Below are 17,456 nucleotides of genomic sequence, written 5' to 3' on the forward strand. Positions count from 1 at the left end.
TGTCTACGCTGAGAAAACTAAACATGTAGAAGAAGGAATTAGACCATTCCAGCGTAGGAAATACACGGAGACTTCTGCGGGAGGAAGGCATCGGTGAGACCCCACAGTGCGCAGCGTGAAGAGGCTCACCAGCCGCCCGCGAAAAGCGGAGTGTATTTCCGAAGCGGTCATTCAGAGCCATTGATTACTTCTAAATTTCCTTATCCTTAATTTGTTCGTCTTTAGATTGGATGCTTTTAATTATGTCCCAGCCCCTTTTCGTATGAGTTTTACTGAACTGAATCCTTTATTCTGAACGAACCGCTTCCGCTACATCATATTCAGCCGGGTCAAGTTCTGTTGTCGCTCCTAATGCGAGCTTCGCCAATTCTGCGCCGAGGTATGGTCCAGACGTTAATCCGGAGGCACCTAACCCATTTGCCACCAATAACCCATCGATATTCGGCACTGGTCCAAACACAGGCAAAAATCCTGGGGTAAAGGGACGAAAACCAACCCGTGTTTCTACTAATGTACTGTCATATAACCCAGGGGCAACTTCCAATGCCTTATCAAAAATATAATGCATCCCGCCGGCGGTCGGTCTTTGATCAAACCCAACATCATCTTCATGGGTCGCCCCTGCAACAATGCGTCCGCCGTCGAAAGAGAGCATGTATTGGTTATTTGGGGGCATTACAACGGGCCACTGACTGGTGTCTGTGTTCGGCATATCAAGGTGGACAATCTGGGCCTTCTGAGAAGAAACTAAAAATTCCACTCCAATGGGGTCTAGCAGTGATTTTGCCCAGACTCCTGCAGTCACGAGTACCTTCCCATCTATGGTTTCGCCATTCACCTTGACACCTGTCACCTTTCCTTCTTGATAGATAAGAGAAGCATCACCTTGGATGAACGTCGCTCCGTTCTTTTGTGCAGCATTCAAAAGAGCCGCTTTCAACGCTCGCCCATCAACACGGGCAGCTCCACTCACATGCACAGATCCATACTCTTCTGCCAAAAGAGGAAACTTCTCTTTTGTTTCCTCAGGAGATAGTCGAGTGATCTCCCCGATTTCCGGGGCATCCTCTCTTCGCTTAAACGCACGCTCGACCATTTGATCGAGTTTTTTCTCATCGGTATGAAGACTGATAGCCCCTACACGGCTGTATCCGGTTTCTCTTTCTCCATCTTCTTTCAACATTTCAATCAATTCAGGGTAATATCTTGCCCCGCCTTTGACGAGACGGTACCACTTTTTATTCCGTCTTTGCGATAACCAGGGGCATACGATTCCGGCTGCTGCCTCAGTCGCCTGTCCCCGGTCATTACGGTCAATGATTGTTACATCAGCCCCCTTTTTCGCTAAGTGGTAGGCGGTTGATGCGCCTAATATTCCTGCTCCGATAACCATGTATTTTTGCATATAAAAACACCTTTTTTCAAAAGTTTCTTTGTATCATTCTATAAGATTAATGAGAGACGCACAATCGTATGCTTCACTTATTGTAACTTCACTTGTATACATATTTTCCCTTTAAATCATGCACATGGACATGTGTCTATAATAGTCTGTCATTCACAAAGTATACACATATATACTCATTTCAGGAAAATAGTATAATGGCCCACTAATACTAAGTGTTTATTTTTATATGGATGTAATATTTCTGTAAATACGATTAGCCCAGTACTTTTAACTCTACATTTAATCCATTATTACCATAAAAATGCTCTTATACGACTAATTGCCAAATAAATAGATCATCTTATACAATTAAAATGTGCATACATATTAAATACATCCTAAAAAATGACATGTATTGCACACAAATTTTAAAAAGAGGTGATTGATTTTGGAGAAAAAGCACAAGACGAAGAAGATTGGCAAAGGTTTAGCCACGATGACTGTAGCGACAACTTTATTACTGCCGTCTGTCATCCCGGAATCCAGTGTATTGGCTGTAGCTGATACCTATCCGGAAAAAGAACTGGATAAAGCAGCTGCTATGCAGCAAAAGCTGATGGTTCAGTCTGTCGAAGCTATTGATGATGGAGTGAAGCTTGTACTATCTGATAACTACAAAGCTCACATCAAGCTAAAGACAGATGATGTTGCTAAAATCTCGATTCTGAAGCAAGGAGAAGAAGAAAAAGAAACTGCAGCCATTACTGAAAACAATTGGGATACTCCAAGCTTTGAAATGGAAGAAACTGAAGATACGATTTCCATTTCTACCGATGAGATCACAGTGAAGATTAACAAGCAGCCTTTTGGAATTAAGTTTTTAGACAGTGAAGGAAATGTCATCAACCAGGATAACATGGACTATGGTGCTGGGTATGAAGACGGTAAGCCTTATGTCTTTAAGGACACGTCTAACGATGAAGCTTTTTATGGTTTTGGTGAACAGGCTGGGGACTTGAACCGCCGTGGAGACAGTATGGGCATGTGGAACAACGATGCTTATAATTATAATAAAGATACGAAATACCTTTACACGACGATACCATTTTTCATCGGGCTAAAAGATGAAAAAGCTTATGGTATCTTTTTTGATAACAGCAATCGTTCCTACTATGAAATGGCTAGTGAGAGTGACGACTACTATTACTTTTACGCAAACGATGGTCAGCTCAGCTATTATTTCGCCTACGGACCTGAGATCCAAGATGTGCTGTCACGATACAGTCAATTGACAGGGACTATGCAACGTCCTCCAAAATGGGCGATCGGACTCCACCAGAGTAAATGGGGTTACGAAACAGCTGATGAAATCAAAGGAATCGTAGAAAAATATCGTGAGAAAGATATTCCTCTTGATGGTGTTCACCTGGACATTGATCACATGGATGGCTACCGAAACTTCACATGGGGCGAAGACTTTACTGAAGACCCTGCTGCCTTTAATCAATGGCTCCAAGACAAAGGTGTAAGTTCTGTTGCAGTAAGTGATCCAGGAATTAAAGTAGATGAAGGCTACTACATGTACGATGAAGGAACCGCCAATGACTATTGGGCTACTAATCCTGACGGCAGTCCTTATGTTGGAGAAGTGTGGCCTGGAGATTCAGTCTTCCCTGACTTTGCAGAAGAAGATGTTCGTGACTGGTGGGCGGAAAGCCACCGTAAGATTTTCGAAGCTGGGGTAGATGGCATTTGGAACGATATGAATGAACCTGCAGTTTTTGATACTCCTACCAAGACTCAGCCTCTTGATGTTAAATACGGAGACATGTTGCACTCCGAATTCCACAACATGTTTGCTCATTATGAAGCAATGTCCTCTGACAAAGCCTTTGATATCTTAAAACCTAACAAGCGTCCATTTGTACTTACCAGGGACATGTACGCAGGCTCCCAACGTTACAGCACACTTTGGACAGGTGATAACGAAAGTTCATGGGAGTCTATGCGTTTAGCTATCCCAATGAATAACAATGTCAGTTTATCCGGTGTACCATTTGTAGGTAATGACATTGGAGGATTCGCCAAGCGTCCAACTCCAGAACTATTTGCACGTTGGATCGAATTCGGCGTATTCATTCCTTTCTCTCGTATACATGCAGATAACGGAAGTACCGTAGCGTTTGATCCAGATGCAAAAGATATTCCCGGGCAAGAACCGTGGCAATATGGAGAAGAAGTTGAAGAAATCAGTAAGAAGTATATCGAACAGCGCTACAAGCTGATGCCTTACTTGTACAATGCCTTTATTGAGGCAAGTGAAAATGGAACTCCAGTTCAACAGCCGCTTGTTTACCAGTTCCAAGAGGACGAAAACACCTATGATATCAACCAACAGTTCATGTTTGGATCTTCTCTTCTTGTTGCTCCTGTCGTTGAAGAAGGAGCCACTTCTAGAGATGTTTACCTTCCAGAAGGTGAAACGTGGGTAGATTATTGGACTGGTGAAGAGCACGCGGGCGGTCAAACGATCAACAAAGAAGCTGACTTAGGTACACTTCCGCTTTACGTCAAAAAAGGCGACATCATCCCTCACCGTAATGTCCAGAAACACACAGGTGAAAAACCATTAGAGAACTTGATCCTGGATACGTACTTGGAAGACAAGTCTTCTTACACATTCATCGAAGACGATGGAGAGACGGAAGATTACAAGAACGGGGAGTATAATGAAACGACCTTTAACCTAAATCGTAAAGGGAAGCATGTTGAGTTCACGTCTAACCAGAAGGTTTCTAATTATGATTCTGCCCTTGAAACATACACGTTGAAGTTAAACAACGAAAACATGCCACGAAAAGTCCAAGCGGCCTCTACGAAGTACAAAGAAGTAGACTCTGCAGAAGAAGTGAAGCAAAACGAAAACACATACTTTTATGATGAAGAAAACAAGACAACCTATGTGAATGTTCCTGTGGATGAAGCGAAGAAAGTAAAAATCTTTTTCCACAATGATAAGAAAACAGAAAAAGCAAAAGGTAAAGGCAAGAATAAGCATTAAACATCAATGAAAAAGGTCCGTGGATATACTCCGCGGACCTTTTTCATTATTTTTCACCCTTATGTTTCACTCTGATTGTTAGTTCACCATCTGACTTAGCTTTAGTTTTTATCTGAATCGTTTTTTGTTTTTCGTCATATTCGAAAGAGTTGTTCTTAGCTATACCGTCTGATTCTTTTACTGATTCAAGTTTCTCTCCGTTAACTTTAATCCATTTCGGAGACTCCTCGAATGGCAATTCGACGGTGTAGGTTCGTTTTTCAACCATTCCTTCATAGGAGCCTTGCCTTTTTCCAATGGTCACCAGCGTCTCATCTTTCTGCTTCTCTGCTGTAATTTCCGTTGTCGCAAAGGTCCCCTCTTCATACTTATAGGTAGACCCATCATCTTCATATAAGGTATACGTGGAAAGGCCACCGGACTGATAAGGGTAAATTCTTAAGGTAATCAGATTATTTGGCTTTTCCCCTACATACTGAATATCTTCTCCCAGAGGAATGATCGATCCTTCTTTAACAAACACAGGAATTTTCGCTAATGGTGCGCCATAACTGATCGTTTGTCCCCCTTCGTAAACTTCTTGCCCATCCCATTCATACCAGTTTCCATCAGGGAGATAAACGCCTCGCTTTGAACTTCCTTCCTTATGAACAGGAGCGATAAGCAACGATGGCCCGAACATCCACTGGTCTTCTAGGTTGAATACGTTCGAGTCCTTTTGATAATCAAAAACAAGCGGCCTCATCAATGGGAGATTCTTTTCAGTCGTATCTTGGACAGCTGAATAGATATAAGGAAGCAGGCGATAACGCTGTCTTATGGCCTGCGTTACAATAGCTTCAGATTGTTCTCCAAAAGCCCAGGGCTCCCGTGCTCCATCCGCTCCATGAGAGCGAAAAATCGGCATGTAAGCGGCTGCCTGCATCCAACGGGTGTACAACTCAGAAGAAGGTTCACCTGAAAAACCTCCAGCATCCGTAGTAAAATAAGGCATACCGGACATCGATGCTGTAAGTCCAAGCTGCAAGTTGTGTGTCAATGCTTCCCATGATGCATCAATATCACCTGTCCACACGGTCGTCCCATATTCACTAATTCCAGAAAAACCAGACCTTGCGAGCGACCAAACCCTCTCATCTGTATAGGAACGTTGCCCTTCATAGAAGGCTCTTGATTCTAATAGAGCATAAACATTTTTAATTTCATCGGCTCTTCCTGCTCGAAAGTGGTCACGGATTGGATCCAATTTTTGTTCTGGTTCATTTAAATCAATCCACCACCCTTTCGTTCCATTATCATAAAGGGATTTGGCTTGTTGAGTGTACCATTTCGCTGCTTCTTCATTGGTAAAATCAATCAGTCCACCATCTCCGTACCAGGCTGGATATGTGACCGTTCGATCTGAAGTGTCCTGGACAAAGTAGCCCTTATCCTCAGCCTCTTTATAATTATTCGCGGTTGACTCAATGTAGGGATCTACAATAGGAGTCACTTTCACACCTTTGTTAGCTAATTGCTTGAGATGATCTTCAGAATTCGCAAAAGCGTCCGACCAAGTAAAATCAAAGTATTGATCCTCTTTCGCCCAATAAACATCGAGAATTAAACCATCCATAGGAATCGCTTTATCTCTGAAGGTATTGGCGATCTGTTCCACTTCCTCCCAGCTTTTATATCCGAATTTCGATTGTATATAGCCAAGCGACCATTTTGGCGGTAAAGGAGGCTCTCCTGTCAGCTCACCATACGAGTTCATTACTTGAGAAAAGTCCGGTCCAGCCATGAAATAATAGACCATTTCTCCATTCGGAGCATAGAAGGAGTAATCTGACTCTTCTGCTTTTCCTAAGTCAAACTGAGCGTTCTGATAAGTGTTATCAAAATAAACGCCATAACCATTTGTGGAAGCCAGGAAGGTACCTGAAATATCGGAGGTATTTCCTCCGTGCCCTCCAACCATGTTGTTATCCATTGTTATTGTAGTTCCACGTTTATCAAGCTCTTGAGTGTGTCGATCCATTCCAAGACCATAAAGATGTTCATCAGTACTTAGTTCGAACGATTGATAGACCCCTTTATACTGATCGTACCCAAGGCCACCATCGGGTGTATCTTTTGTAAGTAAGGTCTTATTTTGACGATCATAATAAGCTAGACGGAAAGGGTTCTTATAAGCCCTTATCGTCATCTCCCTTGTTGTGATTTTATAGTAATCTTTTTCATCGGTCAGACTATATAAATCTTTTGCTGTCTCATTATCCACAACATAAGACTTTTTCTTAGAAAATGTTCCTGTCGGCTCCATCCAAACACGGGCAATTCCTTCATTTAAGAAAGATAACCTTACCGCTGCTTGATCTTCCGTATGAAATGTGATCCCATTTCCCTCTTCATCATAAGGATTGGAAGATTGTAACGCAGGTAAATGAGTGACCTGAGGCGTTGTCACTTCTGCCTTAACGATATCGAGATCATCCAGATCAAGATAACTTTCTTCATCCCCGTCAACGAGCACTCCTACTTTGACTACTTCATTTCCCTCTACTGAAATAGGAGAGGTCTCTAGGGCGCTCCAATCCTCCGCGGAAATCTGTTTAGACTCTTTTCCGCCTCCATAAGAAACATAGATTTCTGATTTGGTTGTCACCCCGTTTTTTCTAGCCTTAGCTTTCACTTTATAGTTTCCTTCAGGAAGAGTGACATATTGCCACACCTCAGATTTTGTTTTCATACGAGAAAAAGAAGAATTGTTTTCCGTTAGTATTGTGGTTTGTGGCAATGAATCTGTTGTCCAATGGTCCATACCCTGTTCGAAAGTAGAATTTGTGAGATAGTCTACGGACGATGTTTCTCCAACCTTTTCTAATTTTACATCATCAATTTGAAAGGACGTGTTACCGGGCGCTACTGTATAAAAACCTATATCTAGTTCCCCGCTTGTCACCTCAAAAGTCTGAGTGATTTCTTTCCATTGAAACTCAGGTTGTTCTGGTTTTATATCTACATTAATTTGGTCACTGCCATGCTCAGATACTTCCATTCGTGCGATGTTGCCAGAACTTTCGAATGTCGGGTCATTATAAGGCTGCAATTTCACCCAGGCACTTACTTTATATTCGCCATTTTCAATCCCTTTTATCTTCTGATGGATACTTGCCTGATAAGGTTCCGACTTATAAAAATAATGCTTCGATCCGTCATGAGCGTCTTCCTTGTTTACCCCCGTCCAGGCATTGTCAGGGTTCCAAACACTCCAGCCAGTCTGGTCTCCCATTTCAAAATCCCCGTTTGTCAGGAATACTTCTGGATGGAGGAGCTCGATATAATCCAGGTGCAGTTCTCCCTCATCCCCTGCACTATTCTTCACAGTAACCAGGTTTTCTCCTTCTTCCAATTGGACAGTGGATTGTTTGCCTTTCCAAGTATCCCAGCCATTTGTCGATTCGAACGTTACTGACTGGTTTTGTTCATTGACCACTAGCGTTTTTGTAGAAGAATTATCTGATCCATTGGCATAACGAAAGTTCAAGGTGTAATCACCAGCGGTTGGAACAGAAATAGCCACGGTTACAGAAGCATCGGGTTGGTCCATGTTTTCAATATAACCAAAACTATTAAAGCCTTGTTGCTCGTTATTGAAATAAGCACCCTGTTGATAGGAAGCTACTTCGGTTTCGTATTTTTTATTCGCAGATCGAGGTACGACCTTGACCATGCTTGTATCGTGTGGAGTTAAGTAGGCTTTGTGATTGTATCGATACCCAATATCTTCATGAGCCCACAAGTCTCTCACATACGCTTCTGTCTCGAGACCCAATTCCTTAGAAAAATCTACGGCAAGTTCTTTTCTTACATCCGATCGGTTAAACAAACCAAGCACCCATGCCCCATCAGGTAACTGTCCAAGCCAGCGTTCACTATCACGACTGCTAAACTTGTAATGTTCGTTATTATAAAAAATCGGCTTCCCTGCTAATCCTTGCTGATTCAGTTCAATAAGCTCTGAGTTTTGATAGAAATGCGCATCTTCTCCAATGGTGTCGAACTGATCGGCAATCGCAATAGGGGAACCTGCCAATGTGAAGAGGGAAACAGCCGTTTTCTTTTCTTCCTCTTCAAACTCTCCTGTGAATGTATTCATACGCAGAAAATCTCCATCGAGAATCATAGAGTTACGTCCGGACACATCGGCAAATCCGGTGAAGCCTTGGAATGGGTTCGCCCATTGCGACCAAGTATCCGTCCACTCCTGACGTCTCCCACTGATGTGATCCCATCCTCCATGGAAAACATCTTCATCAATACGAATTATATCTCCATACTTGAGTTCCAGTTCCGCATGGTTTTTCAAGTGGGGCATAACTAAACTTAATGTCATGTCATCTCCTGCCGCTTCTTCCATCCATCTAAGGGCGGTTTCATAGTTTTCACGCCCATGAGCTATTCCGACTTCTCCAATACTTTTATCTGTCCCCGTTTCATACCAGGAAAGAAAATCGACTCGCAAGAATTTGGAGCCTTGCTCTTTAAAAAAATTCACATAGCCCTGCACAAATTCTTTCGCCCCATCTTTTGTAACGTCCACCCAGTATAACGAGGTGTCTTGCCCCCCGTTAAAACGGTCCCCTTCTGTGACAATGTCTTTGATCTTAATATCCGGCCTTCCGATAACTGTCGCATTTTCATTATTCACAGCTGCAGGCGTCACCCATAAAGGGTTGTAATAGATCCCTAGATTCATTCCTTTGCTCTCAAGATAATCCGCCCAGTATTTCCATCCATGTTCCCAGGAATCATTGTGGGAAATGATATACCCATTTTCCGTATGCTTCGTGGAGCCTTCAATCCACCCATCTGTACTCATCATGTCATACCCGTAGGGCTGAAAGTTCTCAGCCATCCAGTCAATATTTTGCTTCCATCGATCCTCAGGTAAATAAGTATTATTTGTAAATTGGTGTTCATAAGAAATCCAATAGAGGGGGCCAGATCCTTTTGCTGTCGAGGAGCTCTCCCGCGCTTCCACGTGAGTGTTTGCTAAAATCATAATGAAAAAAACCGAACAAATATACAACGAATTCTTCCATCTACTTGAGTACATCAAAGTTCCTCCTTTAAGAGAGAAGTAAGCGACTCTCCTCATTTATAGGATGCTCAAACCAATGATCAATCGCCTGCAAAGCTGCTCCTTGTACCCAAGCATCGTCCCCTAACATTGAGACTTGAAAGGAGACATCACACCCAGCTTTTGAAAAGAAGTTATCCGATGCTGTTTCAAGAGTGTAAGTCATAAAAAAGTCCTTTGCGACTAAACCTTCCCCAATAAATATGACAGCAGAAGGATTGAATAGATTAATACAGTTTAACACCCCGATGCCAAGATTTTCTCCCAGCTTCTTTAATAACCCCTTAGCCAATGCATCTCCTGATCGTGCAGCTGAAGTCACTTGCTCAAACATGAAATCTGTGTGATGAAGCGGACTTTCAGGATAAAGGTGTTTGATCTGTCTCCCTTCTTGCTCAAGAAATCGTTCAGAAGCGTGCATCTCAAGACACCCTTTCTGACCGCAATGACAGCGGTATCCATCCTGCTTGATCACCATATGACCAACTTCACCAGCTCCACCGTGGTGACCACCATAGACTTTTCCATCCGAAAAAAGTGAGGCCCCTACACCCGCTCCTACGGAAACGCATAAAAAATCACTCAAACCTCTACCATAACCAAATTGGCGCTCAGCTTTTGTGTAAGCGTTTACATTATTGTCGATAAAAATAGGTGCGTTGAATGATTCCCTCATTTTTTTGCGAACCTCTACTTGTTCCCACCCTAATAAGGTCGAACGAATAACTTTTCCTTGTTTGTTATTAATCAGACCCGAAGAAGCCATCCCTATGCCAATCAGCTTATTTGGGGAAAGGTTTGTTTCTAAGATAATTTGACGGATGTGTTGAATAATGGAATGCAGCAAAGTTTCTGGTTCGGTAGTCTTTTTAAAAGAAAATGTATGCTTACGAAGGACTTTAGCATTAAGATCTGTGCAAGCCACAATAACCTGGGATTCCTCAATTTTCACCCCAAAAGCATATCCATACTCTTCGTTAAAGGTTAGTAAAGTCGCTTTCCTGCCACCTGTTGATTGTGCCGTTCCTTTTTCAAAAACTAAACCAGCCTCAAGCAGCTCTTCTGTTATATAAGTCACCGTAGATAAACCTAAATTCAATGTTTTGGAAATCTGAGTACGACTAATCGGCTGATGGGTACGAATAATTGAAACAACGTGAGAACGGTTCAATTCTTTAATCAAAGCTTTGTTTCCAATTCTCATTTCGCACCTCCTTTTTTCTTTGATCTTAACTTACTTCATTCATTGAAACAAGTAATTATGTAAAAATTCAGAATATATTACAAAACCTTTCATTTTCCGCTATTTTGTTAAATTTGCATAATAAAAATAAGGAGAAGGCCTCTACTATAAGGCCTTCTCCTTATCTCCGCTGTAAGCACATAAGTACCTATAGCATTGTTCAAGTGTACTCACACAATCGTGGACACCTTCAGCTTCGATTTCAAAAAGCTCAAATTTGTTTTTCGTAATCGTAAAAGGCGGGATATGAACGACGGGGTGATTTTGAGAAAACTTCTGCAGCTCAACGTAAATGGGATCCCATTCATCCTCCACCAACTCAAACCAACTTGTTTGTTCCAACCCCATCGCTCCTTCGTGCGAATTTATTCCCCTCTATATTCGCTAAACGAGTCACGGTTACCTTTATTCTGTGACAACTTCGACTTCCCACTTCTCATTCACATACAATCCAATTACGGTAACAGAAGAATTCCAGGATTGAATCACTTCAACAGACTTTTTCGTTTGTTCTACTTTGTCGCTTCGATCACATGGATTTCCTGCACAATCATGGTGGCCGACCACAGCAACGACTTCTGACCCATGGTTATCCGTAGAGATCGCCACTTTTGATTTCATGGACTCTAGTTCTTCCTCTGTTCCATTAAGAATCACACGGTTTGGTCCAGCCTCTGTAATCATATCTATGTACTCGACCTGGTAGTTTTCTTTCATCCAATGAATAACCGGCAGCTGAACTCTCCCGTCCATACAATTGATAGCTGTAGCAAACGTTGATTTCGTCATGATTTTTCCTCCTTGTATTATTGGTTACTATCTATTTTACCATAAAGTCTCTACTAGCATTAGAGGACAAGATGAACGGAGACAAAGTAAGATCTGAATAGCGCTCTTATGCTTCAGCATCTTTACTAGAAAAAGCAGTGGGAATTCTAAACCCGCTGCTTTTTTTATTGATTAATCCCTTCAATTTGCATCTCTTCCACAGTAGCCGTTCCGTTTTCACGAATTCTGGCTTGCATCTCTACTTGATCCCCTTCCCGGAGGAAAATAGCTAATGGCGCTTTACTCGTATTGACGGTGTAAATGGTTGTTTCCCCTTGAAGCAGGAACTGGACTGACTGACGTTCATCCGTTGAAGTAACAAGGACTCGATTGATCACGCCGCTCTTTTCTGTCAGCTCTACTCCTCCACTGCCCTCGACCGTGCTCGGGTCTTGAGCGAGCTGCAGTCGATACGCATTCAACGTTTGTTTCGCTGTATCACCAAAAACAGCAAAATCAGAGTCAGAAGCTTTTATATAAGCATATTGCTTAAATAAGCCATTTGGATCAAGCACATTTACAATCCAAGTCGGATGACCATCCACGTTATACAGAATCGGCATCGATCCAGTCCAATTCTTCTCTGGGAACTCTTTATTGACGATTTGCTTAGCACCCTTGCTGTCCATAATACCGTTGTTTTGCTGACCATTATAATAAGTCAGTGCTCCTGTACGGGCATGAATCAATGTATATCCAAGGGCGGAATCAATGTTCTCTTTCGGTGATGCCATATCTGTAAAGTAATACATCTCCCCGTTTTCACTGAAGATGGGAGTCACACTGCTTTCTGTCCCTGATTCATTAGGGATCTTCACATCTTTTTTGCCAAAAATGGAATTAAGCCAGCCGTGCACATATTTTCCGAAGTATTCATTTTCAATGGCTGCCAGTTCAGAACTGACCGATCCTTCGATGAAATCAGGTGCTTCACTCGCATCGTACGTTTCAACGTTACCAGATACTGGGTCAACGAGCGCTATTTTGATTTGATCCATATTCGGACGGTTAGAAAAAAGAATCGGTTTGTAGATGGTCTGAATGTACCACGGTTTCCCTTCATCATCAATTTCAATCTGTGCTTCCCCGCTTTGAATATAGTCCGGGTGCTTTCCATATACCGCACGCTGGACATTATGCTGGAAGTAACTAGAATTGGTGTACCTCATTTTACTTTCAATAAATTCGGGCTGAGCATTGACATTTGTTGCAGGTATCGAAAAATAACCTTCTGTTTCTTTCCCCCGGACATACCTCCAGAAACTCGTAAATTCAACAGGAGCGATATAAACGATGTCTTCCCCTACCCTTTGAGCCTGGAGTTTTCCCAGGTCATAAAATTGGGTGTTTGGTACGACGCTCATCGCTTTTTGGACTTTGTTTCTAGCCGATTCTGGCGCGACGGAAATCGGAGTATTTTCTTCGTTCAAAGGTCTCGCTTCATCTTCTTCTGATTTCGAAATGGAATCATACGTTTCCCCAAGAGCCAAGATGCTGTATAAAAACACCCCAATAATCGCCAGGGCGACCACGAGAGCTATGCCTCCGGTCCATGAACGATACGCCACCTTCGCATTTACAGGTACTTTTGCCCCTGCATAAATAAGCGGAACTAAAATAATGGCCACAATTGTATTCAAAATTAATAAGTTAGGAATTGTTAATGTTGGCATGAATACATACACGAAGACAACCATGAGTATGGCTCCAAAAATAAACAATCCAATCGTATTTTTCCTAATCAACTTACGTCTCATCGGATTTTTCATATAAGCGATGATAGCAAATAAAAAGTAAAGAACGAACGATAATATCGTTGCTGTTATAATCCCAATCATGCATCTCTCTCCTAATATGTGATGTCTTTTCTACGTTTTGAATCATCGTTTTGTTTCATTTTTTAAAGAAAAAAGCATAAGCGCTCCTGCTTATGCTCTTCACCTTATTGCTTATTCAAATAATCGGCGAGGCCCATTGCACAAACTTCAATATCTAGTTTCAAAATTTCATAGACGGGGTGTTGCTCAGGGATTTGATGATCTTTTAAATAAGAATGGACCCGATGAAAGATCCGCTTTTCAATTCCAGGGAGTCCCTCCTCCTTATTCATCGCTTTCTTTGCTTCTTCAACAAAGACAGGGATCCATAAACTGACTTGATCAAAAGCTCGCTTTGGCTCTTGAGACTCCCCAAAGTGTCCGAAATATAATCGGTCCGGTTTCAACCTCCGGAACCTGTCAATGGACTGCAGCATCGCATCCGGATCGAATTGATTCGGTGATGTTGTCGGCAGATAAAAAGTGAGCTGGTAATCTTCGGTTTGATGATACCTGATTCCAGCTGTATCACCAGTGAAAATCCCATTACTATATGGATCATAGATCCCCAGATGGTGCTTGGCATGACCAGGCGTATCCAAGAAGGTTAACGTGCGATCTGGTCCAATCTCCAATGTCTCTCCCTCATGCTTAACCAATAATTTTTCTTCTTCAATTGGAACAATCGGATCAAACAGTTGATCAAACATTTCTCCATATACAGCTTTTGCCCCTTTAATTAACCGTGATGGATCTGCCAAGTGTCTTTTTCCTTTTTCATGGACAATCACCTTGGCATTTGGGCATTCCCGCATCAATAATCCCGCTCCTCCAGCATGATCAAGATGAATGTGCGTCAGGATGATGTATTCTACATCTTCTGGTCTGAGTGACAGTTCCTTTAACCCTTCCAAAACCCTGGGAACGGAAGGACTCGGTCCTGTTTCTACCAATGTCAGTTTTTCAGCTTGCAATACGTATGTACCTGTTCTTCCTGAAAATCCTAAGTCAAAACCATCAATCAATTGAATATCATGGCTCATATGAATCGGCGCTCTCTTCTCCATACCATCCACCTCACCTTTCTATGATGATTCTAGTTTACTAAAATATGGGTTTCGTTCCTAATGGAAACCCTTACATTATTTCATTTTGTAACAGAACATGGGCTGGGTGAATATCATGGGTTGTGAGGAGTTGATTATGAGTGAGTGAAGAACGAAATATGTGCCAAGTTCAGGGTGCTCAGACGCCTCAAAATGAAGATCAAGGTTACATGAAACCTACTAAAAGCAAATGTGAAAAATATAAATACTATCATGTCATGGTGACGCTGAAGGATGGCAGCTCTGTTGATGGCATTATTATTGATGTCAAGGATGATGGAATCACTATATTAATCAGTGAAGATGTATCGGTGGAGGAAGATGGAAATGCAGACGGAGACCAGCGTCAATATGGTTATGGCGGATACGGACGCCGAAGGGCTCGTCGTTTCAGAAGGTCGTTCTTACCCTTAGCCGGTCTGACTGCTCTTGCTTTGTTCCCTTACGCCGTTCCATCCCCCTACTATTATCCGACGCACCCATACACTTACCCTTATCCATACTATTACTAGGATATCGTCGAATATCTATGTCTCCTAACTCAGCTAATATAGTTGAATAAACTTCCACCTCAGAACTTCCAGTATCTGGATGTCCTGAGGTGGTTATTTTTCCCTTTTACATCCTTATCCGAAAACGGTTTGCTCGATTTGTTTCATCTGATAAAAATAACCCTGTTTATTCATCAATTGTTCGTAAGTGCCTACCTCTACGACTGCTCCATGCTCCATGACAACAATTTGATCCATATTTTCCAGTCCCGTTAACCGATGACTAATTAGAATCAACGTGTCATCCGCGGCTTCTTGGAACAAATGGTTATAAATTTTCTCTTCTGTCAGCGCATCAATGGACGAAGTAGGCTCATCCAACAGCCACAATCGTTTCCCTTTCAACAATGCTCTGGCGATAGCAAGACGCTGCTTTTCTCCACCTGATAAATTTTCACCTCTTTCATAAACAAAGTCTTCAAGAGAAAACGATGATAATTCAACATCTTTAAGCACGTTTTCCAATTCTTCCTTATTTACATCCTCTCTAGCAAGCCGCAAGTTATCTTCAATCGTTCCATAAAAGAAATGGTTTTCTTGCAAAACCACATTGCTATGCTTCCATACGCTTTCCTGATTCACTGTTCTAAGCGGAAGACCATTTATGCGTACGTCCCCATGATCAGGCTTCACAAATTTCATGAAAACTTGTAGTAAGGTTGATTTCCCTGAACCACTCGGTCCAACCACCGCGATCTTAGATCCAGAAGGAATAGAGAGCGTTACTTGATCCAACGCTTTTCTTGATTCACCTGGATAATGATAGTCAACATTGTTCATCTCTATCGCAGGAGCTTCGTTTTCCTGTAACTGAAGTCTCTCCTTCTCTTCCACTTCTTTTGCTTCCTCTTTCACGATTGAAAAAAGACGCTTAGAAGCTCGCTTACTATCTTCGAGGTGAGTCGGAAGCACGGCCATTGGCGTTGCATTTTCAAATACCGTAAGAGAAATCATGACTAACATAGCCAGAAATAAACCGTTCAACTCCCCTTCGCTTACGAGCAAGGATCCAATCCCCAAAACGAGCCAAGAAATGACTAGTGAAAACATCGTGTTCATAGAGTGACTAAACATCATATGGGCGCCTTCTTTTTCCTGCTCTTTTATATACAGATCCGACGACTGTTGCAGGTTTTTCTCTTTATTATCCAGCTGCTGATAAATTTTCAGATCTCTGAAACCGTAAAGAAATTCTGTTGCATCTGTAGACAGTTCCCCTCGTGCTTCCCGTACCTGGCGATTCACCTTTCTCTGAGTCCACGCGAACAATAAAGGGATAAGCAGACCTGTTAAAATAAGACCTAACAGCAATACGACCGCTATGGCAAGCGAAAAAAACGAAGTGAACAAGATCGTGCTCAAGAAAATGATTACTAGGACAACAGGAGGATAATAGACACGCAAGAAAAAGTTTTGCAGACTCTCGACATCCCCTACAATTCTGGAAAGCAGATCTCCACTACGATACTTTTGGAAGACTCTCGGCGCATAAGGTTCTAACTTCTCATAAAAAGTGACCCTTATATTACTGAGCATCGTAAAAGTTGCTCTATGGGAAAAGTAACGCTCTGCATATCGGCCAAGTGCCCTTACAAAACCGAAGAGTTTCAAAAACGCTATGAGTACAGTCAGGGCGTACAATGGAGGTATCAGAGCGGCTCTTGAAATCAGATACCCACTTGAGGCGAAGAGTCCCACTGCAGAAATGCCGGCGAGAAACCCAAACAGCACGGAAAGATAGATATCTTTTTTTTCCATGACAATAATCTTTATAACCGCGACTAAATCTTTCATGATGTCCTTCCCCCTTGTTGTACGGATACCATATCGCGATAGGCAGGGATTTTGCCCAACAAGTCTTCATGCCGCCCTGAACCCAGCAGACTTCCACCTTCCAAAAAGAGAATCTGATCAGCCCTTTTAATCGTATGAAGACGGTGTGCCACGGTAATGATTGTTGAGCTGTCAGCCAGTTCCTGAATCGATTGTTGAAGAATTTGTTCTGTCTTCAAGTCGAGACCCGTCGTCGGCTCATCAAACAAGACGACAGATGGCTTTTTCAGGAAAGCTCTGGCAATCGCCAGCCTTTGCTTCTCTCCGCCTGATAAACCACGTCCAGCTTCACCGACGTTCGTTTCATAACCATGTTCTAAAGAAGCAATCAGTTCTCCCAATCCCGCTCGTTCGGCTGCTGAAATGATTTCTTCTCTTGAATGGTTTCCGTTTCCACCAATTTCGATATTCTCGGCTATGGTTCCCGAAAAAAGGTAAGGATGCTGAGAAATATAGCTCAGCTGACCGAACCACTCTTCCTCTGAATAGGATGATAAAGCGTGAT

Annotated in this window: 11 protein-coding genes; 2 read left to right on the top strand and 9 right to left on the bottom strand. The window is 42.3% G+C overall.

What is annotated here, in order from left to right; translation table 11 throughout:
- Window positions 1-286 precede the first annotated feature (286 nt).
- Window positions 287-1,405, bottom strand: a complete 1,119-nt coding sequence (locus LD39_RS03690) for an FAD-binding oxidoreductase (protein WP_035543015.1) — start codon at window positions 1,403-1,405, stop codon at window positions 287-289.
- Between the two features lie 430 nt (window positions 1,406-1,835).
- Between LD39_RS03690 and LD39_RS03695 the strand changes: the two genes are divergently transcribed.
- Window positions 1,836-4,448: a glycoside hydrolase family 31 protein gene (locus tag LD39_RS03695; RefSeq protein WP_231572508.1), complete on the top strand. Its 2,613-nt coding sequence runs from the start codon at window positions 1,836-1,838 to the stop codon at window positions 4,446-4,448.
- A 46-nt stretch (window positions 4,449-4,494) separates the two neighbouring features.
- Here the strand turns inward: LD39_RS03695 and LD39_RS21710 are convergent, their stop codons facing one another.
- From LD39_RS21710 to LD39_RS03725, 6 genes are all read right to left on the bottom strand, one after another.
- Window positions 4,495-9,549 (bottom strand): TIM-barrel domain-containing protein, encoded by a 5,055-nt coding sequence (locus tag LD39_RS21710; RefSeq protein WP_052158716.1) that lies wholly within the window; start codon window positions 9,547-9,549, stop codon window positions 4,495-4,497.
- A 13-nt stretch (window positions 9,550-9,562) separates the two neighbouring features.
- Window positions 9,563-10,777, bottom strand: a complete 1,215-nt coding sequence (locus tag LD39_RS03705) for an ROK family transcriptional regulator (RefSeq protein WP_035543016.1) — start codon at window positions 10,775-10,777, stop codon at window positions 9,563-9,565.
- 144 nt (window positions 10,778-10,921) lie between these two features.
- Window positions 10,922-11,158 (bottom strand): hypothetical protein, encoded by a 237-nt coding sequence (locus tag LD39_RS03710; protein ID WP_035543017.1) that lies wholly within the window; start codon window positions 11,156-11,158, stop codon window positions 10,922-10,924.
- Window positions 11,159-11,221: 63 nt separating this feature from the next.
- Window positions 11,222-11,605: a carbonic anhydrase gene (locus tag LD39_RS03715; RefSeq protein WP_035543018.1), complete on the bottom strand. Its 384-nt coding sequence runs from the start codon at window positions 11,603-11,605 to the stop codon at window positions 11,222-11,224.
- 164 nt (window positions 11,606-11,769) lie between these two features.
- A complete protein-coding gene (locus LD39_RS03720; RefSeq protein WP_052158717.1) occupies window positions 11,770-13,482 on the bottom strand; it encodes a DNA-binding protein in 1,713 nt (570 codons plus the stop codon).
- Window positions 13,483-13,586: 104 nt separating this feature from the next.
- Complete coding sequence (locus tag LD39_RS03725; RefSeq protein WP_035543022.1) at window positions 13,587-14,528, bottom strand: MBL fold metallo-hydrolase; 942 nt, start codon at window positions 14,526-14,528, stop codon at window positions 13,587-13,589.
- A gap of 140 nt (window positions 14,529-14,668) precedes the next feature.
- On the opposite strand from LD39_RS03725, the gene LD39_RS03730 reads away from it, so the two are divergent.
- Window positions 14,669-15,079, top strand: coding sequence for a hypothetical protein (locus LD39_RS03730; protein ID WP_052158718.1), 411 nt, complete (start codon window positions 14,669-14,671; stop codon window positions 15,077-15,079).
- 114 nt (window positions 15,080-15,193) lie between these two features.
- On the opposite strand, the gene cydC is transcribed toward LD39_RS03730, so the two are convergent.
- Together cydC and LD39_RS03740 are read right to left on the bottom strand one after the other, a co-directional pair.
- Window positions 15,194-16,912 (bottom strand): thiol reductant ABC exporter subunit CydC, encoded by a 1,719-nt coding sequence (cydC, locus tag LD39_RS03735; RefSeq protein ID WP_035543024.1) that lies wholly within the window; start codon window positions 16,910-16,912, stop codon window positions 15,194-15,196.
- Window positions 16,909-17,456 (bottom strand): ATP-binding cassette domain-containing protein (locus LD39_RS03740; protein WP_035543025.1); only part of this gene is annotated, 548 nt, incomplete at its 5' end. The genes cydC and LD39_RS03740, both read right to left, overlap by 4 nt.

This window comes from Halobacillus sp. BBL2006 (assembly GCF_000786645.1).
Classification (GTDB): Bacteria; Bacillota; Bacilli; order Bacillales; family Halobacillaceae; genus Halobacillus.

What these genes read in the sequence shown, in the direction of transcription:
- LD39_RS03715 (WP_035543018.1), bottom strand. Translation starts at nt 11,605, where the DNA reads ATGACGAAATCAACGTTTGCTACAGCTATCAATTGTATGGACGGGAGA.
- LD39_RS21710 (WP_052158716.1), bottom strand. Translation starts at nt 9,549, where the DNA reads ATGTACTCAAGTAGATGGAAGAATTCGTTGTATATTTGTTCGGTTTTT.
- LD39_RS03690 (WP_035543015.1), bottom strand. Translation starts at nt 1,405, where the DNA reads ATGCAAAAATACATGGTTATCGGAGCAGGAATATTAGGCGCATCAACC.
- cydC (WP_035543024.1), bottom strand. Translation starts at nt 16,912, where the DNA reads ATGAAAGATTTAGTCGCGGTTATAAAGATTATTGTCATGGAAAAAAAA.
- LD39_RS03720 (WP_052158717.1), bottom strand. Translation starts at nt 13,482, where the DNA reads ATGATTGGGATTATAACAGCAACGATATTATCGTTCGTTCTTTACTTT.
- LD39_RS03705 (WP_035543016.1), bottom strand. Translation starts at nt 10,777, where the DNA reads ATGAGAATTGGAAACAAAGCTTTGATTAAAGAATTGAACCGTTCTCAC.
- LD39_RS03725 (WP_035543022.1), bottom strand. Translation starts at nt 14,528, where the DNA reads ATGGAGAAGAGAGCGCCGATTCATATGAGCCATGATATTCAATTGATT.